This is a genomic window from Acinetobacter sp. 40AMC3-4 (assembly GCF_049898185.1).
Classification (GTDB): domain Bacteria; phylum Pseudomonadota; class Gammaproteobacteria; order Pseudomonadales; family Moraxellaceae; genus Acinetobacter.
Genome location: NZ_JAFCXG010000003.1, coordinates 141,909 through 168,250, shown reverse-complemented (window position 1 = coordinate 168,250; position 26,342 = coordinate 141,909). Strand labels below are relative to the sequence as shown.

Annotated in this window: 20 protein-coding genes; 19 read left to right on the top strand and 1 reads right to left on the bottom strand. The window is 43.8% G+C overall.

Annotated elements, in window-relative coordinates; genetic code table 11:
• The first annotated feature begins 3 nt into the window (after positions 1 to 3).
• The 3 genes from ACP7BU_RS05670 to ACP7BU_RS05660 are packed head-to-tail and all read left to right on the top strand — an operon-like array spanning position 4 to position 3,384.
• Entirely contained in the window at positions 4 to 1,407 is a 1,404-nt protein-coding gene (locus tag ACP7BU_RS05670; protein WP_425879378.1) for a UDP-N-acetylmuramoyl-tripeptide--D-alanyl-D-alanine ligase, read from the top strand.
• Positions 1,408 to 2,526, top strand: a complete 1,119-nt coding sequence (mraY, locus tag ACP7BU_RS05665; RefSeq protein ID WP_004644946.1) for a phospho-N-acetylmuramoyl-pentapeptide-transferase — start codon at positions 1,408 to 1,410, stop codon at positions 2,524 to 2,526.
• A 54-nt stretch (positions 2,527 to 2,580) separates the two neighbouring features.
• The gene (locus ACP7BU_RS05660) at positions 2,581 to 3,384 is read left to right on the top strand and encodes a putative RNA methyltransferase (protein ID WP_005265527.1); all 804 of its coding nucleotides are present in this window, start codon (positions 2,581 to 2,583) and stop codon (positions 3,382 to 3,384) included.
• Between the two features lie 50 nt (positions 3,385 to 3,434).
• On the opposite strand, the gene ponA is transcribed toward ACP7BU_RS05660, so the two are convergent.
• Positions 3,435 to 5,960, bottom strand: a complete 2,526-nt coding sequence (gene ponA, locus ACP7BU_RS05655) for a penicillin-binding protein PBP1a (protein ID WP_425879380.1) — start codon at positions 5,958 to 5,960, stop codon at positions 3,435 to 3,437.
• Positions 5,961 to 6,125: 165 nt separating this feature from the next.
• Between ponA and ACP7BU_RS05650 the strand changes: the two genes are divergently transcribed.
• From ACP7BU_RS05650 to ACP7BU_RS05575, 16 genes are all read left to right on the top strand, one after another.
• Positions 6,126 to 7,184, top strand: coding sequence for a pilus assembly protein PilM (locus tag ACP7BU_RS05650; RefSeq protein ID WP_004644949.1), 1,059 nt, complete (start codon positions 6,126 to 6,128; stop codon positions 7,182 to 7,184).
• The gene (locus tag ACP7BU_RS05645) at positions 7,184 to 7,822 is read left to right on the top strand and encodes a PilN domain-containing protein (RefSeq protein ID WP_044109012.1); all 639 of its coding nucleotides are present in this window, start codon (positions 7,184 to 7,186) and stop codon (positions 7,820 to 7,822) included. The genes ACP7BU_RS05650 and ACP7BU_RS05645 overlap by 1 nt, the downstream gene beginning before the upstream one ends.
• Positions 7,819 to 8,529, top strand: a complete 711-nt coding sequence (locus ACP7BU_RS05640) for a type 4a pilus biogenesis protein PilO (RefSeq protein ID WP_425879383.1) — start codon at positions 7,819 to 7,821, stop codon at positions 8,527 to 8,529. Before ACP7BU_RS05645 ends, ACP7BU_RS05640 begins: the two co-directional genes overlap by 4 nt.
• On the top strand, positions 8,529 to 9,056 hold the full coding sequence (locus ACP7BU_RS05635; RefSeq protein WP_425879385.1) for a pilus assembly protein PilP: 528 nt from the start codon (positions 8,529 to 8,531) through the stop codon (positions 9,054 to 9,056). Before ACP7BU_RS05640 ends, ACP7BU_RS05635 begins: the two co-directional genes overlap by 1 nt.
• 17 nt (positions 9,057 to 9,073) lie before the next feature.
• Positions 9,074 to 11,242 (top strand): type IV pilus secretin PilQ, encoded by a 2,169-nt coding sequence (pilQ, locus tag ACP7BU_RS05630; RefSeq protein WP_425879387.1) that lies wholly within the window; start codon positions 9,074 to 9,076, stop codon positions 11,240 to 11,242.
• Positions 11,243 to 11,278: 36 nt separating this feature from the next.
• Positions 11,279 to 11,815, top strand: coding sequence for a shikimate kinase AroK (gene aroK, locus ACP7BU_RS05625; RefSeq protein WP_005101380.1), 537 nt, complete (start codon positions 11,279 to 11,281; stop codon positions 11,813 to 11,815).
• Positions 11,816 to 11,843: 28 nt separating this feature from the next.
• Positions 11,844 to 12,923, top strand: a complete 1,080-nt coding sequence (gene aroB / locus ACP7BU_RS05620) for a 3-dehydroquinate synthase (protein WP_425879389.1) — start codon at positions 11,844 to 11,846, stop codon at positions 12,921 to 12,923.
• A gap of 10 nt (positions 12,924 to 12,933) precedes the next feature.
• Positions 12,934 to 13,812 carry a hypothetical protein gene (locus ACP7BU_RS05615; RefSeq protein ID WP_425879391.1) on the top strand — a complete coding sequence of 293 codons (879 nt, stop codon included), beginning with the start codon at positions 12,934 to 12,936 and terminating at the stop codon, positions 13,810 to 13,812.
• Positions 13,813 to 14,261: 449 nt separating this feature from the next.
• Positions 14,262 to 18,737: a glutamate synthase large subunit gene (gene gltB / locus ACP7BU_RS05610; protein WP_425879393.1), complete on the top strand. Its 4,476-nt coding sequence runs from the start codon at positions 14,262 to 14,264 to the stop codon at positions 18,735 to 18,737.
• A 72-nt stretch (positions 18,738 to 18,809) separates the two neighbouring features.
• Positions 18,810 to 20,231 carry an FAD-dependent oxidoreductase gene (locus ACP7BU_RS05605; protein ID WP_425879395.1) on the top strand — a complete coding sequence of 474 codons (1,422 nt, stop codon included), beginning with the start codon at positions 18,810 to 18,812 and terminating at the stop codon, positions 20,229 to 20,231.
• Positions 20,232 to 20,414: 183 nt separating this feature from the next.
• Complete coding sequence (locus ACP7BU_RS05600) at positions 20,415 to 21,005, top strand: LemA family protein (protein WP_312586370.1); 591 nt, start codon at positions 20,415 to 20,417, stop codon at positions 21,003 to 21,005.
• Positions 21,006 to 21,034: 29 nt separating this feature from the next.
• On the top strand, positions 21,035 to 22,078 hold the full coding sequence (locus ACP7BU_RS05595; protein ID WP_425879397.1) for a TPM domain-containing protein: 1,044 nt from the start codon (positions 21,035 to 21,037) through the stop codon (positions 22,076 to 22,078).
• On the top strand, positions 22,072 to 22,632 hold the full coding sequence (locus tag ACP7BU_RS05590; RefSeq protein WP_425879399.1) for a TPM domain-containing protein: 561 nt from the start codon (positions 22,072 to 22,074) through the stop codon (positions 22,630 to 22,632). Before ACP7BU_RS05595 ends, ACP7BU_RS05590 begins: the two co-directional genes overlap by 7 nt.
• 211 nt (positions 22,633 to 22,843) lie before the next feature.
• Positions 22,844 to 23,269 (top strand): pilin, encoded by a 426-nt coding sequence (locus tag ACP7BU_RS05585; protein ID WP_425879400.1) that lies wholly within the window; start codon positions 22,844 to 22,846, stop codon positions 23,267 to 23,269.
• A complete protein-coding gene (locus ACP7BU_RS05580) occupies positions 23,269 to 24,543 on the top strand; it encodes an O-antigen ligase family protein (protein ID WP_425879402.1) in 1,275 nt (424 codons plus the stop codon). Before ACP7BU_RS05585 ends, ACP7BU_RS05580 begins: the two co-directional genes overlap by 1 nt.
• A gap of 120 nt (positions 24,544 to 24,663) precedes the next feature.
• A complete protein-coding gene (locus tag ACP7BU_RS05575) occupies positions 24,664 to 26,298 on the top strand; it encodes a Wzy polymerase domain-containing protein (protein ID WP_425879404.1) in 1,635 nt (544 codons plus the stop codon).
• The last annotated feature ends 44 nt before the right edge of the window (positions 26,299 to 26,342 follow it).

Below are 26,342 nucleotides of genomic sequence, written 5' to 3'. Positions count from 1 at the left end.
GATATGCATACCTCAACAACAAGTACTGTGGCGCTGGAGCCGTGGAGCGTAGAACAATTACAGCAGGCTACTCAAGGCTACTGGCTGAATGATGAAAAGCCTGCAGGCCAGATCAAGCGGATTTTGACTGATTCACGTGATGCAGAATCAGGTGATGCTTTTCTTGCGCTGAAAGGCGAGCGTTTTGACGCGCATGACTTTATTGCGCAAGTGGCGGCTCAAGGTTGTGACATTGCCATTGTCAGCCGTCCGATGGATACTGATATTTGCCAGTTGGTGGTAGAAGATACCCGTCTGGCATTGGGATTGTTAGGTGCTTATCGCCGTCAGCAGAATCCTCAGCTCAAAGTCATTGCCTTGACCGGCAGTAGTGGCAAGACCACGACTAAAGAAATGCTGGGAAGCATTCTGTCGCGTCTGGCACCGACCTTGGTTACGCGTGGTAATTTGAATAATGACCTCGGCGTGCCGGTAATGTTGCTGGAGCTCCGTCCTGAATATCAATATGCGGTGATAGAACTCGGTGCGAGTCATCAGGGTGAAATTGATTACACCTCGAAAATGGTGCAGCCGCATGTGGCCGGGATTATTAATATCGGGACTGCGCATTTAGGTGAATTTGGCGGCCGTGACGGAATTTGCCGTGCAAAATCCGAGATTTATGCGCATATCTCTGAGACTTCGATTATTCCTGCTGCAGATGATTTTGCTGAAACCATTCGTGCCGCAGTAAGAACTGAAAAAAGCTTGAGTTTTGGTACCAATGGTGATGTTTATGCCAGCGATGTAGTCCTTGAAGCTCAATCTTCAAGCTTTACCCTGAATACGCCACAAGGCTCGAAAACAGTTCAGTTGCCGTTTGCCGGTGAGCATAATGTCGAAAATGCCACAGCTGCCGCTGCATTTGCCTTGGCGATCGGTATTGGTCTGGATGATATCGTGGCCGGTCTGGAACAGGCCGTGGGTGCGAAAGGTCGTCTGAACTTTATTCCGTACAAAGACTATTTATTTATTGACGACACCTACAATGCCAATCCGGGTTCGATGCGTGCAGCGGCTGAAGTTCTGGCGCAGCAGCAGGGCATCCGGGTGATGGTCACCGGCGATATTGGTGAACTCGGTTCATCTGCCGCAATCGAGCATTACAAGCTCGGTCGGGATCTGGTCTCGGTGAAAGGCATTAATTTTGTGGTGGCTGTAGGTGAATTTGCGCCTGCCGCACAAGAAGGTGCTCGTAGTACACAATATGGTAAAAAAATGCAGGCTTTCCTGAATCAGGAGCAGGCATTACCGTTTTTAATTCGTTTGATTGAAACACATCAACCTCAGCCGATGTCATTCCTGTTTAAAGGGTCGCGTTTTACCCATATGGAAACATTGATGGCTGCATTGATGGAGAAACTCTAAATGCTGTTATGGCTCTTTGAACATTTGGCGGGCTTTGACAGCACGTTTCAGGTGGTTCGTTATTTAACTTTACGTGCTTTGCTCAGTGTCTTGACGGCATTGACCATCGGTCTGGTGCTCGGTCCTGTAATGATTCGCAAGCTTCAGGCGCTGAAATATGGTCAGGCAGTCAGCTCGTATGCCCCTGAAAACCATGCTAAGAAAATGGGCACGCCGACCATGGGCGGGGTGCTGATCCTGCTTTCGATTGGTATCTCAACTCTACTCTGGGCAGATCTTTCCAATCCTTATGTCTGGATTGTGCTGGGTGTGATGGTGATTTTCGGTGCCGTTGGCTGGGCCGATGACTGGATTAAAATCCGTTATAAAGACAATGCGGGTTTGCCTGCGAAGAAAAAATTCTTCTGGACTTCAGTTGGTTCTTTGGGTGCTGGTATTGCTTTGTATGTCATTGCACAGCAACAGACCAATCCAGTGCATACCGCAAATATGCTGGATCTGCTGATTCCATTCTTTAAAGACCTAAGCATTCCATTGTCGATGATTCCGTTGGGTATTGGCTTCATTATTTTCACTTACTTCGTGATTAATGGTGCCTCCAATGCCGTGAACTTGACTGATGGTCTGGATGGTCTGGCAATCATGCCAATCGTGCTGGTTGCTACAGGTTTGGGCGTATTTGCCTATTTGGCCGGTGACGTGCGCTTTGCCAATTATCTGCATATTCCTTATGTAAAATATTCGTCTGAACTGGTGGTGGTCTGTGCTGCCATGATCGGAGCGGGTCTGGCTTTCCTTTGGTATAACGCCCATCCAGCCCAAGTATTTATGGGGGATGTCGGTGCTTTATCTCTCGGTGCAATGCTCGGTACGATTGCCGTCATGGTTCGTCAGGAAATCGTATTTGCGATTATGGCCGGTGTCTTTGTGGTGGAAGCGGTTTCAGTGTTCTTGCAGATTGGTTCATTAAGAATGCGCAATAAACGTGTATTCCTGATGGCACCGCTACATCATCATTATGAAAAGAAAGGCTGGCGTGAAACCCAGGTGGTGATCCGTTTCTGGATTATTACGATTATGCTGGTAGTTTTGGGTCTAATGACCTTAAAATTGCGCTAAGAAATGCATTGGAAAAAGTCGGCGCATGCCGGCTTTTTTATTTTGGAGAAAATGATGAATTTACTCATGTGCCCAGTCTGTCGCCAGCAGTTGAGCTTAAATGAAAGAACATGGCGATGTGAGAATCATCATAGTTACGATGTCGCTAAACAAGGCTATGTGAACCTGCATGTGGTTCAGCATAAGCACAGCAAAAACCCGGGAGATACGCCTGAGTCTGTGCAGGCACGTCGTGCATTTCTCAGCGCAGGTTATTATGCGCCTTTGCAACAGGCTGTCGTGGAAAAGATTCGCGAGTTGCGGATTGAGAATCTTTTAGATATTGGTTGTGGCGAAGGCTATTACACCAATGCCATGCAGGCCGAAGTGCTGCAATGCGTTGGGGTCGATATTGCCAAGAATGCGGTTCAGGTCGCAGCCAAGCTGAATAAAGAGGTGACTTGGGTCGTAGGAACTGGAGCGACTTTACCAGTATTAGATGAGTCGATTGATCTGTGTACCAGCTTATTTAGTCCAATTCCCAAACAGGAAATCCTGCGAGTCCTAAAACCAAAATCTTATTTGATGGTGGTGACACCGGCCCCACAACATTTATATGCTATGCGTGAGGCTTTATTTGAAGAAGTGAAACCACACGAGCCGCAGAAGTTTGTTGAGCAGTTACAAGATGAATTTAATCTGGTTAGTGAGCAGGTGATTGGTGCGCCAATGGTTTTGCCACAGGCTGATTTAAAAAACCTGATTGCCATGACACCCTATGCTTATAAGGCCAAGCCGGAACACCGTTTAGCACTCGAACAGCAGGATCAGTTTGAATTGCTGGCGCAATATCAGATTTATCTGTTCCAAAAGAAATAAAAAATGCATATAAAAAAGCCCTCAACTGAGGGCTTTTTTATATCTTCAGATTACTGGACTTCTTCGATCAGATTTTCCAGTGAGTCTACCCGGTTTGGCTGAAGAGGCTGTTCTTGAGGTGCAGAACCTTCATCATCTGGTAAACGAATCGGTTGATCCGGTAAATCCTCAAAGTCAGTTTCTGTACGTTTCGGGACGACCACAGGTGCAGGACGGTAAAGCGCTGTCGCCAGAGGCGGAGAAGACGGATCATTCTGTGCTTCATCAGCCTGAACCCCCTTGTTGCGATTTACCGGTGCCTTGGCATTGCGGTCTAAACGTACCCATGCTTCCGGCTGGCCTTTTAATGCCTTGCCCATAAAATCGGTCCAGATCGGTAAAGCTGCTACACCACCATATTCACGGCGACCTAAGGTGGTCGGCTGGTCAAAGCCTACCCAGGTGACAGTGACCAGCTTGCCATTGAAGCCAGCAAACCAAGCATCTTTGGCATCATTAGTGGTACCGGTCTTCCCACCGATATCGCTGCGACCAATTCTTAATGCGGCACGGCCAGTACCATGTTGAATCACGTCACGCAAAATATTGGCCATGTCATAGGCAGAGCTAGATTTTAAAATACGCTGTGCCTGACGATAATTACTGTCTTCGGCAGAGACTTTAGGTGCAGCCTGTTTTTGCTCTAAAGTTGTATTGTTGATTGCAATTGCTTCGTCATCTGCGGTAATAGGGTCAGTGGTTTGAACTGTTTCTTCTTTTTCATTAATACATGAAATGCAGGCATATTCAGGCTTGGCTTCAAAGATGGTATTGCCATAGGCATCTTCAATACGGGTAATAAAGTGCGGCTGAATTCGGTAACCGCCATTGGCAAAGGTGGCATAGCCAGTCGCCATCTGAATCGGGAGAACCTGCGGGGTACCTAAGGCAATGGTATAGTTACGAGGAATCTGGCTGTCCTGTAAACCAAAATCCATAAATAACTGACGTGTACGTTCAATCCCGACGGCCTGTAATAAGCGCACTGAGACTGTATTACGTGACAGATAAAGTGCACGACGTAGCGGAATCATACCCAGATAACGGCCATCCGAGTTACGTGGCGTCCATTTGCCAATGGTAATGGGTACATCATTGACCATGGTATGTGGTGTCATGCCACGTTCTAAAGCCAGCGCATAAACAAAAGGCTTAATAGTAGAACCGGGTTGACGCCAACCTTGGGTTGCACGGTTAAATTTCGACTGATAAAAGTTATATCCCCCGACAATGGCTTCAATCGCACCATTATTTGGGTTGATAGCAATCAATTGTCCTTGCACATTGGGGATCTGCACCAATGACCAAGAGGTTTTATTTTCATTGGGTCTTAAGCGAACAATATCTTTGACTTTGACAATTTCGGACGCTTTGCTCGGTGCGCCACCTACACTGTTGACGTTACGAAAGCGACGCGCCCAGGACATACCTGACCAAGGAACAGTTACGCTACTTCCGTCCTGCATGAGTGCTTCAAAGCTGGAAGTGCCCACCTTGGTTACTTGCGCGGGATAGGTGTTAGCATAAGCACGGAACTTGTCGAGAGGTTGATCATGTGCTTCAGCACCACGCCAGCCATGTCGACGGTCATAAGCCTCTAAGCCTTCTTGTACCGCTTGCTCCGCATAGGCCTGACGTTCACTATGAATAGTGGTATAGACTTTATAGCCGGAATCTACCGCCTGTTCACCAAAGTTTTGTACCAGTTCAGAACGTACCATTTCACCGACATACGGGAATTTGTTTCGGGTACTCCGGTCGGGCATATCCAGATTAATCGGTTCAGCAATAGCTTGCTGATATTGGCTCTGATTTAGATAGCCCAGTTGCAGCATACGCCCCAAAATCCAGTTACGACGTTCTAAGGCACGCTTGGGATTGGCGACCGGATTGTATCGAGACGGTGCTTTAGGCAGGCCAGAGATCATGGCCATTTGTGCAATTGAAAGCTCTTCTAAACTCTTGTTATAGTAAATTTTAGCTGCTGCTGCGATGCCGTAAGCATTTTTTCCCAAGAAAATTTTATTGACATACAAGGTCAGAATTTCTTCTTTACTTAAGTTTTGCTCAATTTTACGGGCCAGAAAAATTTCCGTCAGTTTGCGCTTCAGCGTCCGTTCAGGACTAAGGTAATAGTTTTTTGCCACTTGCATGGTAATGGTCGAACCACCGGTCTGTACATCCGATCCGGTCACCGTCTCACTGAGTGCGCGTCCCAAGCTTTTAAAGCTGATTCCGCTATGCTCAAAAAAGCTGGAATCTTCGGCTGCGAGGAAAGCATGAATAAACTCGGGTGGAATTTGTTCATATTTCACGGGAACAGAAAGCTTGCCTCCATATTCGGCAATTAATTCATTATCTGAACTAAATACTTGTAAAGGCTTTAATAAAGGGGCCTTTTTAAGCGTAGACATTTCAGGCAAAGATGGGGCAATATAGAGATACATGCCATAGAAACCCATCGGAATTGAGATCAGTATAATGATAATGATCAAAAAAAATGGATGAACAAGGCCTGAACAAGATAGCTTTTTCATAACAAGTAAGTTTTAATAAGAGCTAATGGCGAACTAATTACCGGTCAGTATATCCTGTCGATATCCATATTGTTAGATGAGTTATTGTATCTATATAAAATTATAGACTGGACCAATTGGTAAGTTAGATTGAATTGGGGACAAAAAAATAATAGGAAGTGTATTGTGCGCAGGTTATATCGTAAACCAAATAAGGGGTTAATAGGAGTCGATATTAGTTCGACTTCTGTTAAGGTTTTAGAACTTTCTGTAAAAAGTGGCCGTTACTGGGTAGAGAGCTATGCTTTGATCCCATTATCGGAAAACAGTGTTGTTGAAAAAAACATCTTAAACCCAGAAGCTGTCGCTGATGCCCTTGGGCGTGCAATTAATTTGGGTAATACCCAGTCGAATCAGGCCGCTTTTGCGATTCCAACTTCAATGGTCATCACCAAAATCATTGAGATGGATGCAGACATGTCGGATGATGAACGTGAAGTTCAGATTCGTGAAGATGCGGAACAATATATTCCTTTTCCACTCGATGAAGCGAGTCTGGACTTTGAAGTTCTGCCAGACCGCCTTTCCAATCCGAACCGGGTCAATGTGCTGCTGGTCGCGACACGGATCGAAAATGTCGAAGCACGTTCTGAAGTTTTAGAGATTAGCAGTCTAACGCCTAAGATTGCAGATGTAGAAAGTTTTGCGCTGGAAAATGCCTTTAAGGTATTTTCGGACACTTTGCCGATGGGGGTCAATACGGTTGGTATCTTAGACATTGGTCATAGTATGACGACCTTGTCGGTGATGCAGAACAACAAGATTATTTATACTCGTGAGCAGGTGTTTGGCGGTAAGCAATTAACTCAGGAAATTCAGAATCGTTATGGATTATCCTTTGAAGAAGCTGGACGTGCTAAAAAAACCCGTGCCTTGCCTGATGATTATGATATTGAAGTCCTAGAACCCTTCTTGGATGCCGTGGTACAACAGGCAGCCCGTTCATTACAATTCTTCTTTTCATCTTCTCAGTTTAATGAGATTGACCATATTTTACTGGCCGGCGGGAATGCCAATATTCCAGGTCTGGCAAAATTATTACAACAAAAACTCGGTTACCGTGTCACGATCGCGAATCCATTTTTGCAAATGGGCTTTTCTCCTCAAATTGATATTAAAAAAATTGAAAATGACGCGTCATCACTCATGGTTGCATGCGGTTTGGCATTAAGGAGTTTTGATTAATGGCAAGAATTAACTTACTTCCTTGGCGTGATGAGCTAAGAATTAAAAGAAATAATGAATTTGTGGCAATCTGCGTGGGGGCGCTTTTCTTGGGATTAGCGGCAGCAGGTTCAACCTGGTTTTATTATGATCACAAACTTCAGGATCAGGAGCAGGCCAATCAGCTGATTCAAAGTACCAACCAGAATCTGGATGTGCAGTTAAAGGCGCTTGAAGGTTTGCAAGAGCAGCGTAATGCGATTGTTGAACGGATGAAACTGATTCAGGGTCTACAAACTCAGCGTCCGATTGCGGTACATTTGATTGATGAAATTGTACGGGTGACCCCAAGCAATATGTATATCACCAAATTCCAGCGTATCGGCGATAAGTTTACCATTGAAGGTCGGGCTGAGAGTCCAAATACAGTAGCAGAACTGCTCCGTAATCTGGAGGCTTCATCTTGGTATCGAAATGCCTTTATGAATGCCTTTCTGGTGGCTGAAGAAGCCAAAGAAAAGGCACCGAGCTCGATTATTCCACGTGTGGAAGAATCTTATGGCAGTTTTACCGTGACGGTCGATCTGGATCAGATCGCTCAGCCAGTCCTTAACGAAGAACAACAAGCAGTCACTACAACTACGGGGGCATCATCATGAGTAATGAGGAATTCGATGAGTTCAGCCAGGATGTCGTCGCTGTACCCAAAAATAAAATGACTGTTGAAAAGTTTTTTCAGCAATTCAATACATTGGATCCAAGCAATTATGGTAGTTGGCCTTTATCAGTCAAAATTACCTGCTGGATTTTTATTGTTGCACTGGCCTTTGCAGTGATTTACTTTGTCATGATCAGAAGTACAATTGAATCGATTTCACAAGCCAGTGCCCAGGAACAAAACCTGCTGAATGAATTCCGTGAAAAAGAATCCAAATTACGCAACTTACAACAATATCAAATCCAGCTTCAGGAAATGGAAGCTCGTTTTAATCAGCAGTTAGAACAGTTACCGAAAGAAACTGAGATTCCGGGTCTGGTTGAAGATATTAACCTGAGCGGTGTGAATTCAGGCCTGAAGTTTAAAAATATCCGTCTGGAACCGGAAATTAAACAAGAATTCTTTATTGAACAGCCGATTGCAATTGAAGCCACTGGGGATTATCACGCTTTTGGTTCTTTTGTCAGCAGTATTGCCGGCTTGTCGCGTATTGTCACACTGCATGATTTCACCATTACCGGTACTGAAAACAAAGAGAAAAAATCTGAAATTCCGGTCATTGATTATGTGGTGAAAGCCAAAACTTATCGTTATGTCGGTAATGCGGAAAGCGCTGCAGCTAATAGCACTACTCAGGGGGCGCAGTAATGAAGAACATTAAGATTACTTCGGCTTTAACACTTGGGTTTTTATTATTGGGATGCGATTCACGCATTGATGCTGTCAATCAGGAAATGGCCAATATTCGTAATCAGCCGCCTTTGCCGATTGAACCGGCTCCTGATTTTATGCCAGTTGAAACCTTCAGCTATGCAGCACATCAGATTAAAAGTCCTTTTTTACCAAGCTCTCTGGCGGCTGAACTGAAAATTATGGCGGGGAAACGGGTTTATCCAAACCTATCACGTCAACTGCAACCGCTAGAAAGTTATCCGCTCGAAACGTTGACCATGAAAGGCAGTATGCGCAATCAGGCAGGACAGATTCTGGCTTTAATCCAGACGCCTGATGGTGAGGTTGAGCGGATCCAACGTGGTAGCTATATGGGACTTAATCATGGTCGTGTGGTTGGAATTACACCAACACAGATCGATTTGATTGAGATTATTCCAGATGGCCGTGAAGGATATGTGGAACGTCCGCGAAGTCTGGTTCTTATCGGGCCGACGCCATGAGTTTTAAAGGAATAACAATGAATAAGAGTATTAAAGAATTTATTTTTGGGGATGTTAATACAATGAATCGTGTGTTTCGTCAGTTTTCCATGGGTGCTGTTGCGATTGCAGTGATGCAAGCGGCTAGTGCACAGGTTTCAATGACCAATGTAGTACCCATGCAGCTTCCTGGACAAGGAACTGAGATTCGGGTGATGTTCAATGGTTTGCCACCACAACCACAGGCCTACCAATTAGAATCACCGTCACGTTTGATTCTGGACTTTGACAAGGCACAACAGAATTTAAAACAAAGCAACATTCCGGTCGCAACGCGTGAAGCCAGTTCAGTGGAGGTCACTTCGGATGCACAGCGTGCCCGTTTGACGGTTAATCTGACAGATGCAGGTGCCTTTACGACTCGCGTGGAAGGCAATACTTTTATTCTTAAAATTAACTCTGCAACTCCTGTAGCCATAGCTCAACCTGTGCAGCAACAGTCAGCTCAGGGTATTAGCAATATTGGTTTCCAGCGCGGTACGCAAGGTGAAGGCCAGGTCGTTATTGATCTATTAGGAAATAATACTCCTGTTGATGTACAGCAGCAGGGTACCAAGGTTATTGTGCGCACTTTAGGTTCCAAGATTCCGGCTCATTTGACCCGCCGTCTTAATGTGACAGATTTCGCGACTCCGGTATCAAGTGTGGATGCTGTGAATCAAAATGGTTCAGGAGTCATTACGATTCAGTCTGCGGAAAGTTATGAATATATGGCTTACCAAACAGATAATAAGCTGACCATCAGCTTGAAACGTCCGGAAGCCAAGAGTCCATTGCGTCCTAAAACTGTCGCTTATAGCGGTAAGAAAATTTCGCTAGATTTCCAAGATATTGAAGTGCGCCGCGTGTTGCAGTTATTGGCAGATTTTACCGATATCAATATGGTGGCTGCAGATAGTGTGCAAGGTAATATTACCTTGCGCTTGAAAGAGGTACCTTGGGATCAGGCGCTGGATATTGTGCTGAAAACCAAAAACCTGGATAAACGCCGTAATGGCAATGTGATCTGGATCGCACCAGTTGCAGAGCTGATTAAGGCTGAGGAGGAAGAAGCTAAGGCTATTAAGCAGAGTGTTGCACTTGCCCCTATCCAAACTGAATATATGCAGCTGAGTTATGCCAAAGCTGCTGATATCGAAAAACTGATTACGCAGAATAAAGGCGCATCTAGTTCAGGTAGTTCGAGTAACACTACAAATAATGATGAGAGAGAAAGCTTATTGAGTTCACGTGGCTCTGTGTCTATTGATGCACGAACCAATACTATTATTGTGAATGATACCCAGCCTTTTATTGATAAAATCCGTAATATGGTAGACTTACTGGATGTACAGGTAAAGCAGGTAATGGTTGAAGCACGTATTGTGCGAGCTACCACGGACTTCACCAAAGAAATGGGAGTGAAGTGGGGGATTCTGTCTCAAGGAATTACCAACAATAATAATCTTCTGGTCGGTGGTAGTGACACGACGTTATGGGATCTTAGAGAGCCAGAACTAGATAGTGAAACAGGTCGCTGGACCTACGATATTCAAAGACCAGATAACTTAAATGTGGATTTGGGGGTAACCAGTCCAGGTGCCAGTCGTATTGCCTTTGGTTTGATCAGCCTTTCTGATTTTATGCTGGATCTTGAGCTTTCTGCACTTCAGGCAGATGGCTATGGTGAGGTGATTTCTACCCCTAAAGTACTGACTGCAGACAAGCAGAAAGCAACTGTTGCCTCTGGTTCTCAAATTCCGTATCAGTCAGCAGAGGGTGGTGGTGCGAATGCAGTATCTACTACGGAATTTATTGATGCTACGCTAAGTCTGGATGTCACACCAAGCATTACGCCAGATGGCAAAGTACAGATGGAACTCAATATTACCAGTGACTCACCGGGTAACCCGACACCGACTGGACAGCTCACTATTAACAAAAACCAGATCACTACCAATGTCTTGGTGGACAATGGCGAAACCGTGGTTCTAGGCGGTATTTTTGAGCAAGAAACCCGTAATGCACAAACTAAGGTACCTTTCCTGGGGGATATTCCTTATGTAGGACGTTTATTCCGTAAAGATTTAAAGTCGGATAATAAACGTGAGCTACTGATTTTCGTTACACCTCGAATTGTTAATGACAGTGTTTCAAGAAATCATTAATATATTTTGAATTTAACAAAACGAATAGGTGACTCCTTGCCAAGCAAAGAGTTTGAAACCCTGCCAAATATTTATTTGGTAGGGCCGATGGGGGCCGGTAAAACAACAGTAGGACGACATCTCGCAGAATTGTTAGGGCGTGAATTTCTAGACAGTGATCATGAAATTGAACGTAAAACAGGCGCGACCATTCCCTGGATTTTTGAAAAAGAAGGGGAGCAGGGTTTCCGTGACCGTGAAACTGCTGTCATTAATGACCTTACCTCACGTCCCCATCTGGTTTTAGCCACTGGTGGTGGGGCCATTACTCAGACCTTAAATCGGGATTATCTGAAACAGCGCGGAATTGTTGTCTATCTCTATACGCCGGTTGAAATTCAACTGCAACGTACCTATCGCGATAAAAACCGTCCCCTCCTCCAAGTCGAAAATCCGGAACAAAAGTTACGTGATTTATTGGCGGTCCGCGATCCCTTGTATCGTGAAGTAGCGCATCATATTATTGAGACCAATCAGGGTGCTGCGCGTGATCTGGCGCAGCGGATTCTCAATCTCATTACTTCCAAAAACTAAGTTCATTGAATAAAGTGGTTAATCAAGCATGCAAACCTTATATGTAGAACTCGGAGAACGTCGTTACCCTATTTTTATCGGGAGCGATCTGGATCCACAGGCCTTATTGGCACCCTATATTCATGGCAAGCAAGTGATGATTGTGAGCAATACTACGATTGCACCACTTTATTTGCAGCGTTATCAAACGGCGATTGAGGCTCTGGACAAACGTGTTGCGGCCTGTATTCTGCCTGATGGTGAAAAATATAAAGATAGCCAGCATCTGAACCTGATTTTTGATGCACTGCTTGAAGCTGGGTTTAACCGGGACTGTACTGTACTGGCATTAGGTGGTGGTGTGATTGGAGATATGGCTGGCTTTGCCTCGGCCTGTTTCCAGCGCGGTGTGTACTTTATCCAAGTGCCGACGACCTTGCTTTCGCAAGTAGATTCAAGTGTCGGTGGTAAAACCGGGATTAATCATCCATTGGGTAAAAACATGATTGGTGCTTTCCAGCAACCTCAAGTGGTACTGGCGGATATGTCGCAGCTTTCTACTTTGCCTGATCGAGAGCTTTCAGCAGGTTTAGCTGAAGTGATTAAATATGCGCTGCTAGGCGATGAGTCATTTCTGGTCTGGCTTGAAGAAAAGATGGATGCTCTGGTCGCTCGTGATGAGAAATTATTGGCTGAAGCCGTTTATCGTTCCTGTGCGCATAAGGCACGGATCGTAGCCAATGATGAGAAAGAGCAAGGGGAACGTGCTTTACTTAATTTAGGTCATACCTTTGGTCATGCGATTGAATCCTACATGGGGTATGGTGTCTGGCTACATGGCGAGGCTGTTGCCACCGGTATGGTGATGGCTGCGGATCTGTCACAGCGTATGGGTTGGATTTCTCAAGAAGATTTAGAACGTACAAAAAAAATCATTTCTCGTGCCAAACTTCCTGTGGTTTGTCCTAAAATCCCTCTGGATGATTTTCTGGCCTATATGGCCCATGACAAAAAAGTCTTAAATGGACAATTGCGTCTGGTGTTATTAAAGCAATTAGGCGAAGCAGTGATTACCCGAGACTTTGATCTCGAGTTAATGAAACAGGCAATTTTAGCCAGTCAGGCATAGGTTTAGTTTTATGGTAGCATTACATACTCCTTGGCAAAAGATTCAGCATTATTTCTGGCTGGTCTGTGGTGTATGCTGCCTATTTGCTGCCTTAGTTTTTTGGGCGGTGACTGATTCAGATGATGTCGTCGAAATTGAAAAAAAGCCTGAAACTGAAGTTCAGTTGCAGATTCAACCAGAAAAAGTCGCCACAATGACCCATCTTGGTGCACTTTTTCAGGAAGTGAAACCACTGGACCTAAATACGCGTACCGTCGTGAATGCCAGTCATGAGCCGGAATTCCGCGGTACCAAGTTTGTTAATGAAGCGAAAAACCAGCATGCAATTGAATTGTTTCGCGTGACCAATGAAGCAATATTAAAAAGTTTCCTTAAGAAACAGTTCGATCGTAAACCTTTTATTTATTTAAGAATCTCGGGTGAAAATCAGCCAGAACAATATGTATTGTTATATGGTCAATATAAGACGGCGGCGCAAGCTAATCAGGCACTCTCTACACTGAAGTTAAATTTACCGGCCTCAGTCAAGCCTGAAGTTGTAGCAATGCAGCAATATGTCAGTCTGGTCAATAATCTGGGTTCAGAGGAATTGGCCAGTAATCAAAAGCTTTACGAAATTCGTTTGAAAAATGTGCCTTTGCCGAAAGTAGATGAATCGGTACAACTTAGACAGCAGCAAACCCAAACTGAGTCCAAGCCGCGTAGCTCTGATGCTGCGACTACCAGTACCACTATTGTGCGACGTGATTCATCGGGAAATGTAGTTGATGTGCAGAAATCTGAAAGTGCTGTAGAAAGTATACCTCAACCACAAAATAACAATAATCGACCTGCTCAGGGCAGTAATCCGCGTCCTCAAAATAACGAGATTAGTGATCCATTTAATTAGTCCGGTCTAAAATAGCGCATCCAAAAAATTACAGAATTAAAAATGAGCGCTTTTGGTGCAAAAAATGCACATTAAAATTAACCCTTAGAGTGCTGTTCTGCGCTAAATCTTTGTCATCTGTATTGTTTTAATTTATGCGCTGTTTGTTGGCATGGAATTTGCTTTATTGGTGCATGAATTGAATTAATCTCCCTGTTTTAGCGCGAAAAATGATTCGATGACACTGTATGAATGTCATATTTATTCCAGATTTTTATGTTATTCATGAGCAGAATAAACTTTATTTGTTATGCATTTAGTCTAAAAAAGGACTAATCTGAAGAAATAAAGAAAAATGCTTTTGCTCTACCAAGACGGTCTTCGAAAGTCCATTAGACGCCAGCGCAGAGAAAAATTTAGATTGTTTAATAGCCTGTTGAGGCTTAGTGAAAGAAGGGTACGCTATGCACATGCCATCGCCTAACAATGTAGCTCCCGCTCAAGGTTTATACCAACCGGATGAGTTTAAAGATAACTGTGGTTTCGGTTTGATCGCCCATATGCAGGGTGATGCTAGCCATGATCTCGTCAAGACCGCGATTCATAGTTTGAGTTGTATGACCCATCGTGGTGGTATTGCCGCGGATGGCAAAACCGGGGATGGTTGTGGTTTGCTCTTGGCGATGCCGAAAAAATTCTTCCGTGAAGAAGCAAAACGCTTAAGCGATACCACCTTAAGTGAAGTGTTTGCTGTGGGTTCGGTGTTTCTAAATCTTGATCCTGCGCTTGCTGCTCATGCCAAACAGGTCTTAAACAAAGAGATTGAAGCTGAAGGTTTAATCGTTCTGGCTTGGCGTGTAATTCCGACCAATGTCGATGCACTGGGTGAAATTGCATTGCAATCGATGCCGGCATTTGAACAGATTATTGTTAACTGTCCAATGGGGGTGACTGAGGTTGAATTTAACCGTAAGTTATTCCTGGCACGCCGTCGTGCAGAACAACTGTTGGTGAATGATACGTCTTTCTATGTCACTACCTTATGTTCAACGGTGATCAGCTATAAAGGCTTGATGATGCCGGAAGCGATTGCAGATTTTTATACAGATCTGGCTGATCCACGTTTGGAATCGCATATCGTGGTCTTCCATCAGCGCTTCTCGACCAATACCTTGCCTCGCTGGCCTTTGGCACAACCGTTCCGTTACCTGGCGCACAATGGTGAAATCAATACCATTACTGCGAATCGTAACTGGGCCATGGCGCGTGTGCCGAAATTTGAAAATCCATTATTGCCAGGTTTAACTGAACTGAATCCAATTGTGAACCGTACCGGTTCAGATTCTTCAAGCCTGGACAACATGCTGGAGATTCTGGTGGGTGGCGGCATGGATCTGTTCCGTGCACTCCGTATGCTGGTTCCGCCTGCTTGGCAAAATGTGGAAACCTTAGATGCTGATCTGCGTGCTTTCTATGAATTCAACTCAAAACATATGGAAGCTTGGGATGGCCCGGCTGGTCTGGTGATTCAGGATGGCCGACATGCGATCTGTATGCTGGATCGTAACGGTCTGCGTCCTGCGCGTTGGGTCATCACCAAGAATGGTTATATCACGCTGGCTTCTGAAATTGGTGTCTGGGGTTATCAACCTGAAGATGTGATTTCTAAAGGCCGTGTCGGTCCTGGCCAAATGCTGGTCATTGATACGCAAACCGGTAAGGTGCTGGATACTCAAGATGTCAATAATCATCTGAAACGTATGCGTCCATACCGTGAATGGTTACGTGAAAATTCTGTGCGTTTGCAAGGTAGTCCAGAGCTGGAAGAATATTTATGTGATCAAGGCTTAAAAGGCGATGGCCTGAAAGCGGCACAAAAAATGTTCATGGTGACCTTTGAAGAGCGTGACCAGTTGTTGCGTCCGATTGCTGAAAGCGGTCAGGAAGCTGTAGGCTCAATGGGTGATGATACTCCAATGGCAGTATTGTCACGTCAGGTGCGCCATGTGTCGGATTATTTCCGGCAGCAGTTTGCACAGGTGACCAACCCGCCAATCGATCCGTTACGTGAATCGATTGTGATGTCACTGGAAACCTGTTTAGGTCGTGAACAAAATGTATTTGAACAGGGGCCTGAACATGCAGACCGCTTGATCATTTCCAGCCCTGTACTGTCTAATTCGAAAATGCATCAGATCCGTACCCTGGGTCGTGCCGGTTATGAAATTGCAGATATCGACCTGAACTATGCTGAAACCGAAGGTCTGGAAGCAGCGATTGCACGTATCTGTGAAGAATCTGCACAAGCCATTCGTGATGGCAAAACCCTACTGGTGCTTTCCGACAAGAAAATCCGTGAAGGTTACTTGCCTGCCAATGCTTTCATGATTACTGGTGCAGTGCATCATTACCTGATCAATACTGGTCTACGTACAGATGCCAACTTGATTATTGAAACCGGTTTTGCCCGTGATCCACATCAGTTCGCGGTGCTTCTTGGTTTTGGTGCGACAGCCATCTACCCGTACCTGGCTTATGACGTAATCAATGATCTGGTCGCGAAAGGCGAATTATTGGGTGATCCAATTTATGCACAAAACAATTTCCGTAAGGGGATTGAAAAAGGTCTACTGAAAGTTCTATCGAAAATGGGTATTTCTACGGTTGCCTCTTACCGTGGTGGTCAGCTGTTTGAAGCAGTGGGTTTATCCAATGAAGTAGTGGATAAATGCTTTATTGGTGTACCAAGCCGTATTCAGGGTGCTACTTTTGTCGACCTTGAAAATGATCAGAAACAGTTGGCGGATATTGCTTGGAAAAACCGTAAGCCAATTGATCAGGGCGGTTTGCTGAAGTTTGTCTTTGGCAAGGAATATCATGCCTTTAACCCAGACGTGATCAACTCGCTACATAAAGCAGTGCGTTCGGGTAATTATGCCGACTTTAAAGAATATGCTGAACTGGTGAACAAGCGTCCAATTGCGACGATTCGTGACCTGTTCAAGCTCAAAACAGATAACTCGATTCCAGTCGAACAAGTGGAATCTGTGGAAGATATCCTGCCTCGCTTTGACTCTGCGGGTATGTCTTTGGGTGCATTGTCGCCTGAAGCTCATGAAGCGATTGCGATTGCCATGAACACGATTGGTGGTCGCTCGAACTCAGGTGAGGGCGGTGAAGATCCAGCGCGTTACGGTACCATCCGTAACTCGAAAATCAAACAAATTGCATCGGGCCGTTTTGGTGTGACCCCTGCTTACTTAACGTCTGCAGAAGTCCTTCAAATTAAAGTCGCGCAAGGTGCAAAACCAGGTGAAGGTGGTCAGTTGCCGGGTGGTAAAGTAAATGGTCTCATTGCCCGTTTACGTTACTCTGTACCGGGTGTAACGCTGATTTCGCCACCTCCGCATCACGACATCTATTCAATTGAAGATTTATCACAGTTGATCTTTGATTTAAAACAGGTTAACCCACAGGCGATGGTGTCAGTTAAGCTGGTTTCTGAACCGGGTGTCGGTACGATTGCGGCGGGTGTAGCGAAAGCCTATGCCGATTTCATTACTATTTCTGGTTATGATGGCGGTACAGCGGCTTCTCCACTTTCTTCAATTCATCATGCAGGTTCACCGTGGGAGCTTGGTCTTTCTGAAGCGCATCAGGCCCTTCGTGTTAATGACCTGCGTGGTAAAGTTCGCGTACAGACAGATGGTGGTTTAAAAACCGGTCTGGATGTCGTAAAAGCAGCAATTCTGGGTGCAGAAAGCTTTGGCTTTGGTTCAACCCCAATGATCGCATTGGGTTGTAAATACCTGCGTATCTGCCACTTGAATAACTGTGCAACCGGTGTTGCGACTCAACAAGATCATTTACGTCAAGAGCATTATATTGGCGAGCCACAAATGCTGATTAACTTCTTCACTTTTATTGCTGAAGAAACCCGTGAATGGTTGGCGGCACTCGGTGTATCGAGTCTGAAAGACCTGATTGGCCGTACGGATCTGCTGGAAGTCTTGCCAGGTGAAACTGCAAAGCATGCACACCTTGATTTAAGCAAACTGCTAGAGTCGCATCCGGCAGCTGAAGGTAAAGCACAGTACTGTGAAGTTCAGGGCAATGCACCGTTTGATAAAGGTATTCTGGCAGAGAAAATGGTAGATGAGATTCTACCTGCCATCGAAGCAGGAACTGGCGGTGAATATAGCTTTACGATCGGTAACTGTGACCGTTCGATTGGTGCTCGTCTGTCTGGTGAAATTGCAAAACGCTATGGCAACCTGAGCATGGAAGCCCATCCGGTGAAAGTTCACCTGAATGGTACTGCAGGCCAGTCACTAGGTGTCTGGAATGCCGGTGGTCTGCATATCAGCCTAGAAGGCGATGCCAATGATTATGTCGGTAAAGGCATGGCTGGCGGTCGCATCTCGATCTTCCCGCCAAAAGGTTCACCATTCCAGACCCAAAATACCGCGATTATTGGGAACACCTGTTTATACGGTGCGACTGGCGGTAAGTTATATGCCGCGGGTACAGCGGGCGAGCGTTTCGCGGTGCGTAACTCGGGTGCATTTGCCGTGATTGAAGGTGCAGGTGATCACTGCTGTGAATATATGACCGGCGGTATTGTGACAGTGCTGGGTAAAGTCGGACATAACTTCGGTGCGGGTATGACTGGTGGTTTTGCTTATGTACTTGATCTGGATAATGACTTCGTTGATCATTATAACCACGAACTGATTGAGCTGAATCGTATTTCCACCGAAGCGATGGAAGAGCACAAAGCCTTCCTGGGTCGTATCCTGGATGAACATATTAAAGAAACGGGTAGTGCTTGGGCGTACAAGATCCGCCATGAGTTTGACTTCTACAGCCGCAAGTTCTGGTTGGTAAAACCAAAAGCAGCCAACTTGCAAACGCTGTTGAAAACCACTCAAGCTGATCCACAATAATTCCACTACTGCAGAAACATAGGCAGATGTAAGGCAACTGTGAACCCCTTACATCTCCCCACGGAGAGAGACATGGCAGAACGCCTGAATAATGACTTTCAATTCCTGGATGTCGCACGCCAAGACCCAGAGAAAAAAGAGATTGATGTCCGCAAAGCAGAATTTGTGGAAATTTATAAGCCTTATACAGCGGAAATTGCAGCCAATCAGACGCATCGCTGCCTAGGCTGTGGTAACCCGTACTGTGAGTGGAAATGTCCGGTACATAACTACATTCCAAACTGGTTAAAACTGGTGTCTGAAGGACGTCTGTTCCAGGCGGCTGAACTATGTCACCAGACCAATACCTTGCCAGAAGTCTGTGGTCGTGTCTGTCCGCAAGACCGTCTGTGTGAAGGGGCGTGTACCCTGAACGACGGTTTCGGTGCGGTGACGATTGGTAATGCCGAAAAATATATCAACGACACTGCCTTTGCATTGGGCTGGCGTCCAGATATGTCCAATGTGAAATGGACAGACAAAAAAGTTGCGATCATTGGTGCAGGTCCTGCCGGACTTGGCTGTGCAGATATTCTGGTGCGTAACGGGGTAAAACCTGTGGTATTTGACAAGCGTCCGGAAATCGGTGGTTTGCTGACTTTTGGTATTCCAGAATTCAAAATGGAAAAAGACGTAATGAAACGCCGCCGTGAAATCTTCACGGGTATGGGGGTGGAATTCCGTCTGAACACTGAGATTGGTACAGATGTGACCATCGACCAGTTACTTGCAGATTATGATGCGGTATTTATGGGTATGGGAACATACACTTACATGAAAGGTGGTTTTGCCGGTGAAGATCTAGATGGTGTTTACGATGCGCTGGACTTCCTGATTGCCAATGTCAACCGTTGCCAAGGCTGGGAAAAAGATCCGTCTGAATATATCAGTGTTGAAGGCAAGAAAGTCATCGTTTTAGGCGGTGGTGATACAGCTATGGACTGTAACCGTACCTCAATTCGTCAAGGTGCTGAATCTGTGATGTGTGCTTATCGTCGTGATGAAGAAAATATGCCAGGTTCACGCCGTGAAGTGCAAAATGCGCGTGAAGAAGGGGTAAGTTTCCAGTTCAACCGTCAGCCTATCGAGATTGTCGGTGAAAATGGCAAAGTTACTGGCGTGAAATTTATTACTACTCAGCTAGGTGAGCCAGACAGTCGTGGTCGCCGTAGTCCAGAGCCGATTCCGGGTTCAGAAGAAACTCTTCCAGCGGATGCAGTCCTGCTTGCTTTTGGTTTCCGTACCAGCCCAGCTGACTGGTTCACCGATGTGGAAATTAATCTGGATGGTTCAGGTCGTGTCGTTGCCGCTGAGCAGCAGCAATATAAATTCCAGACCTCGAATCCAAAAATCTTCGCTGGTGGTGATATGGTACGTGGTTCAGATCTTGTAGTAACTGCAATCTGGGAAGGCCGTCAGGCAGCTGAAGGGATTCTGGATTATCTGGATGTTTAACAGTTGAAAATTCACTGAAGTTATGTAAACAACCCGCTACGGCGGGTTTTTTGTTTTTGGATATTGTCTAACTTGAAGAGAGCCCATTAAAAAAGATTATAAAAAGTAACAAAACTTTAGAAAATACTGTTTAAAATCAAATTAATTATATAAATATTAATAAATAATTGAGGAGAAGATATCATGCGTGTATTCAAACAATCTCTTATCGCCTTGATGCTGGCCAGTACCCTCACGCTGACGGGTTGTGGCTATAACACCTTACAGGTTAAAGATGAAGCGGTGACGGCTGCATGGTCAGAAGTGCAGAACCAGTACCAACGCCGTGCCGATCTGGTGCCGAATCTGGTCAATGTCGTGAAAGGTTATGCTGCACATGAAGAACAGGTGCTCACCGAAGTGACTCAGGCACGTGCCAATGTTGCCGGCTTAAAAGTCGATAAAGAGGTCCTAGAGAATCCTGAACTATTCCAGCGCTATCAGGAAGCTCAATCGCAAATGACCAGTGCCTTGTCACGTCTGCTGGTAGTAACTGAAAACTATCCTGATTTGAAAGCCAACCAGCAGTTCCGTGATTTGCAGGTCCAGCTGGAAGGCACTGAAAACCGGATTGCCGTTGCACGTAACCGTTATATCACAACGGTTCAGGACTTTAACTCTTATGCGCGTCAGTTCCCGCAGGTGATGACGGCTAAAGTGATTGGCATGGACACCAAACCGAACTTTAGCGCCGAGCAAAGTGCACAGAAAGCTCCCACGGTTTCCTTTGAATAAGTAAGATCTTTAAATAAGTGAGGAATCAGATGTTCGAGATGCTGCTGAAATACTGTGCTGGTTTGCTTCTCATGCTGGGCATGGGAATGACAACACTTGTTTCAGCAGAAACGGCGACGGCTACAGATACTGAAGAAGTCATCGTAGCCCGTGAAATCTTACAGCCTAAAAATAATCAAAATACTCCAGCCCAAAATACAGAAACTGCAGCAGCATCACAGCCACAAATTGTCAATGACATGGCTGAAGGGCAGCTTCAGCGCGACTTGCCCAGCCTGAATGAACCAGTTATTGATCAGGCAAATTTACTCAGTCCCACTGAAAAACAGCAACTCAGTCAGCGCATTCTAAAACTTTATAATGAAGGCAAAGGGCAAATAGGTGTAGTCATTGTTCCAACCACGGGGCAGGAAGATATTTTTGATTACTCCATGCGCGTTGCTGAAGCCTGGCAGCTGGGTTCAGCCAAGCGCGACAATGGTTTGTTGATGACGATTGCCATTAATGATCGCCGTATTCAAATTTTGACCGGTTATGGTCTGGAGGGTGTACTACCTGACATAGTGGCAGGTCGAATTATTCATGACAAAATTACGCCATTTTTTAAGCAAGGCCAATATGCGCAAGGCATTGATTCTGGACTAACCGAAATTGAACGTATTTTAAATTTAGATCCTGAAATTGCTGCACAGGCCGCGGATGAAATCAAAGAACGTCAGGAACAAGCCTATCAAGCTCAAAAAGCATCGCAAGCTACTTTTGGGAGTGTCATCTTTATTATTGTTGCAGGTGTTATTGGCTCCATGATCTTTGGTAAACGTCTGAGCGCAGCAACTGCAGCGGTGGCAGGTACAGCGGCAGGATTGGTGAATGGCTTAGGCTTGGTTGCTAGCCTAATGATTGGCGCAGGTATTTTCTTTTTATTGGTCACCTCTATTGCCCAGCTGATTTTACATGCCTTTTTAGCTGGTGGCGGCCGGGGCGGTGGTAGTGGCCGTGGTGGATTTGGTGGCGGCGGCTTCGGCGGTGGCGGTGGCAGTTTTGGCGGGGGAGGAGCATCAGGCTCATGGTAACAACTACAGATACGACAGAGATTGTCACGCAACCTAAGCTGGAAGAACATGCACAGCCGAGTTTTAAGCGCTGGCTAAAGCATTTCTTTTATATGCCTGCAACCAAGCGCTTTTTTTCCAAGCAGGATCAGTATGCAATTGCACTTGCGGTCGAAGAAGCCGAGCATGGCCATGTCGGAGAGATTCAGGTGGTGATTGAAGGCTGCTTGCCTTCTCGCTCTGCTTATTATCAAGATACTTTATGCCGAGCACGGCAATTATTTGCCGAGATAGGTGTTTGGGATACAGAATATAATAGTGGAGTACTCCTGTATTTGAATCTTTGTGAACATAAGGTTGAAATCGTGATTGACCGTGGAATTAAGAATGCCACGACCCAGCAAGTCTGGGATGAAATATGCCAAAGCATCATTCAAAATCTGGCTCAGCAGGAGTTTAAAGAAGGTGTAATTGAAGGTGTGAAGCAGATTGGAGAAATTCTAGATCAGTACTATGATCGAAAAATAGATGATTTAAAGAATGAATTAGGGAATAAACCAATCATTCTGGGGTGATTTTAGTCAACTAACTGACAAAATTTGTCAGTTAGTTACACAAAATAAAACACAAAGATTACAAAAAATAAAAATATTTTTTTAAAGTGCTGTTTTTTCTCTCAATTTTATTATAATAAAACTTGGCACACTTAGTGCTAAATATAAAATAAGCGGAATGAGCTTTTTCTTTTAAGCTTATAAATAAACAAAAACATTTGTGGAGAATGTTATGAATACAGTACAAAAGGGTTTTACCCTTATTGAGTTAATGATTGTTGTTGCAATTATCGGTATTCTTGCTGCGATTGCGATTCCTGCTTATCAAGATTATACAGTTCGTGCGCGTGTATCAGAAGGCATGACTGCTGCATCAGCAGTAAAAGCTACTGTTAGTGAAAATATCTCAAATAATGGTGGTGCACTAGCTGCAAATAACTGTCTAGGATTTACTGACGTTAGTACAGCTACTGCTAATGTGGCGTCAGTGACATGTACACCCGCTACAGGTGTAATAACAGTAACAATGACTAATAAAGCAAAAGCAGCGGCATTCACCTTGACTCCGACTGCAAGTGCAAATGGTGTAACTTGGAAGTGTGCTAAATCTGGTACTACTGATATTAAATATTTACCAGCAGAGTGTCGTGGAACCTAATGTTTGACTCAGTTAAACATTTAAAAAATAAAGAGCTATTTATAGCTCTTTATTTTTTTATTTTTATTTTAGGAATTTCTATTCAATTGAGTTTTAATTTCTACAATGAAGCTCGAGTTTTAGAAATTTTACTTTTATTAGGTTTAGGTTTCTATAGTTTTATAAATAAAGGAAATTTTTTTTTTAAAAAAGAGTTAGTTTTTTTATTTTTTATTTTCTTTGGCTTGTTTTTTTGGCTTAATTATCAAATAATTTTTTTTGAAATATTATTATTTTATTTATTATATAGAGCATTTTTTGTTTTAAAGTATAATGAAATACTATCTAAATTGATTGTGTTTTCTAGTTTGTTTATTTTTATTTTTTTCCCTGTGTCTTTATGGGAGTATTTGAATACAGGAAAATATCAAAATTGGTATCCTTTACCATGGAATATACGTGTTTATAATAGCTATTTTTTGATATTCTCTATTTTTGCAATTTGGTTTTTTTTAAAAGAAAAATATAAAATTATCTACTTGTGTTTTATATTCTTAGCTTTCTTATCAATTCTTTTGGATGGTGGTCGTTCAGCAACTTTAGCTTATACGGTTTTTATTGGGTTAATTTGCATATTCAATAGGTCGGCTCGGTTAAAATTAATATTTATATATAGTTTAACGTGGTTAGCTTATTTTTTAATTATACATTTCTCAAGTCAATCAGGTTCTAGTTTGAGATCTATTGCTAGAGATTCTACAAGTGGTCGTTATGATCTTTGGCTAAATGCATTTCAATGTTGGTTACAAAGTCCAATTTTAGGGTGTGGTTTTTATCAATTAGATCAATACCCAAGCTTATCAGCGCATCCCCATAATTTATTTATTCAAATTTTAACTGAAACAGGCTTAATAGGATTTTCTTTCTTGGCTTATATTGTTTTTAGTATTTTAAGAAAAATAAGCTTGAACCTTAAAAAAAACTATTTTGTCATCGCAGCATTAATAGCAATAGCTATAGATTTATCATTCTCGGGTATTCATATTTACCCGATTACTCAGTTTGCACTACTTTGGTTATTTGTTTTCTTGCTTAAAAATCCAGAATTTAAGCATTCAGCTTATTTTAATTCACTTAATAATAAAAAATCAACTTTAACTAAAATTATATATTTTGTTGTGTGGCTTATAATTACATTTGTATTTTTTTACTTATTTTTAAACACTTCTGTCTTGTCAGGAAGCTTACCTTCAACACCACCCCGTTTTTGGGAGTATGGTTATCAGCTTTTTTGAAAAAATATTATAAAAATTTTCACTCTTAGAACCAAATACTATTTTTCATTCAAGAAGCAGATTACCTTTTAATCTGCTTTTTGTTTATCATGTGCCCAATCTTCACTGCCTTAAATTTCTATGAAATTCACGCTTGCTCTTATCGCAGCAATCCTCATCTCTCTTGCATGGCTTATGCCTGTTCATTATCGTCCTTGGGTCACTTATACGGGTGAGCTATACGCATTTTTTGCATTATTTGTGCTAGCTACAATCTGTCTAAAAGAAAAATTAAGAATTCCAGTAGTTAGTCTGCCGCTATTGTTACTCACCTGTGTACCATTTATACATTTTCTGACAGGACAGGTCTTTTTCTTTAGCACAGCCATGATGGGCTTTATTTTTGTCTTTAGTTTTTGGCTCGTGAGTGTGTTGGGTTATAACCTTTCAATAGGAGATTATAATCGGGAAAAAACCTTTACCAACCTTAGCTATGTGTTTTTGGCTTCAGGTACAGTCACAGGCATTATCGCACTTTGCCAGTGGACTAATTTGGACGCGACTTTGCCAGGTATGGTGAATATCAGCGGTAATCAGCGGCCCTATGCTAATTTCGCTCAGCCAAATAATATGGCAACTTTTTTAGTCATGGCTTTGATGAGCTGCCTTTACTTATATGAAAATAAAAAAATCCATACCAAATGGTTATTTGCCTGCGCTGCAGTGATTGTTATGGGAGCGGCTTTAAGTCAGTCACGTACTGCTTGGGTTGCTGCAATCGCGATTATGCTATATCTGGCGTTCTACCAATATAAAGGCATTATCCGCCTGAAATGGTATTACAGCACAGCGTGGTTCATTTTTTTTATTTCCTGTATTGTGGCTTTTCCATTACTCAGTCAGCTCGCTGCACAAGTAATGGATACGGACGTCGTACAAAGCAGGGATGTGGTATCTCGTGCTACCGGAGATATGTCGCGTATTGCGATCTGGCAGCAAATGCTGGCAGCGATTCAGGCACAACCTTGGTTTGGCTATGGTTGGTATCAAACTAGCGCAGCGTTCGTTTCAGTTAGCGATACTGTACAAGGCCCGGTGTGGATCCGTAGTGCACATAATTTTATTATTGATTTCCTGATCTGGAATGGACTGATCATCGGTCTGCCTTTCTTGGCATATTTTGGTTATTTAGGCTTTCAGTTACAGCGCTGGGTGAATACGCCAGAATCTGTCATTGGAATCTTGATGATCGGGGCTTTTGTGACGCATGCCATGTTTGAGTTTCCACAGCATTATGCCTATTTCCTGTTGCCAGTAGGTTTTATTCTGGGTACGGTTCTGGCACAAAGTCCAAAAACTAAAAAAGTGGTTATGCCATCAATTGGTATGAAATTCATTTTTGCTGTTGGGTTACTTCTATTAATTGTGATTTATCGCGATTATGATGTTGCAGTACCAAAACTCGGGCAAAGTATTCGTTATGAGAAACAGGCGGAAAAAATCACCAATGAAAAACCAATTTATCTACTGACTGAGTTTAATCATCGTATTGCCTGGATTCGTCTGAATCCTTATAGCAAAGCGTCTGCTGAACAGATTCAGGAAGGTGAACAAATGGTCTTGAGTTATCCGACTAAATATAACCTGATCAAATATGCCAAACTTTTAGCTTTTAATGGATATGAGGCGGAAGCCAAGCACCAGCTGCAACGCTTAAAGACCATTCAGAAAACTGAAATGAGTTATGAAGAATTAACGCAGGATGTACCTCGCTAAATACAAAAAAGCCAGTAGATGCTGGCTTTTTCTTGTCTTAATTT

Coding starts and splice junctions, on each gene's coding strand:
- mraY (WP_004644946.1), top strand. CDS start 1,408: ATGCTGTTATGGCTCTTTGAACATTTGGCGGGCTTTGACAGCACGTTT.
- ACP7BU_RS05590 (WP_425879399.1), top strand. CDS start 22,072: ATGGTAACAACTACAGATACGACAGAGATTGTCACGCAACCTAAGCTG.
- aroB (WP_425879389.1), top strand. CDS start 11,844: ATGCAAACCTTATATGTAGAACTCGGAGAACGTCGTTACCCTATTTTT.
- ACP7BU_RS05635 (WP_425879385.1), top strand. CDS start 8,529: ATGAAGAACATTAAGATTACTTCGGCTTTAACACTTGGGTTTTTATTA.
- ACP7BU_RS05670 (WP_425879378.1), top strand. CDS start 4: ATGCATACCTCAACAACAAGTACTGTGGCGCTGGAGCCGTGGAGCGTA.
- gltB (WP_425879393.1), top strand. CDS start 14,262: ATGCCATCGCCTAACAATGTAGCTCCCGCTCAAGGTTTATACCAACCG.
- pilQ (WP_425879387.1), top strand. CDS start 9,074: ATGAATAAGAGTATTAAAGAATTTATTTTTGGGGATGTTAATACAATG.
- ACP7BU_RS05595 (WP_425879397.1), top strand. CDS start 21,035: ATGTTCGAGATGCTGCTGAAATACTGTGCTGGTTTGCTTCTCATGCTG.
- ACP7BU_RS05575 (WP_425879404.1), top strand. CDS start 24,664: ATGAAATTCACGCTTGCTCTTATCGCAGCAATCCTCATCTCTCTTGCA.
- ACP7BU_RS05645 (WP_044109012.1), top strand. CDS start 7,184: ATGGCAAGAATTAACTTACTTCCTTGGCGTGATGAGCTAAGAATTAAA.
- ACP7BU_RS05660 (WP_005265527.1), top strand. CDS start 2,581: ATGAATTTACTCATGTGCCCAGTCTGTCGCCAGCAGTTGAGCTTAAAT.
- ACP7BU_RS05600 (WP_312586370.1), top strand. CDS start 20,415: ATGCGTGTATTCAAACAATCTCTTATCGCCTTGATGCTGGCCAGTACC.
- ACP7BU_RS05585 (WP_425879400.1), top strand. CDS start 22,844: ATGAATACAGTACAAAAGGGTTTTACCCTTATTGAGTTAATGATTGTT.
- ponA (WP_425879380.1), bottom strand. CDS start 5,960: ATGAAAAAGCTATCTTGTTCAGGCCTTGTTCATCCATTTTTTTTGATC.
- ACP7BU_RS05615 (WP_425879391.1), top strand. CDS start 12,934: ATGGTAGCATTACATACTCCTTGGCAAAAGATTCAGCATTATTTCTGG.
- ACP7BU_RS05580 (WP_425879402.1), top strand. CDS start 23,269: ATGTTTGACTCAGTTAAACATTTAAAAAATAAAGAGCTATTTATAGCT.
- ACP7BU_RS05605 (WP_425879395.1), top strand. CDS start 18,810: ATGGCAGAACGCCTGAATAATGACTTTCAATTCCTGGATGTCGCACGC.
- ACP7BU_RS05640 (WP_425879383.1), top strand. CDS start 7,819: ATGAGTAATGAGGAATTCGATGAGTTCAGCCAGGATGTCGTCGCTGTA.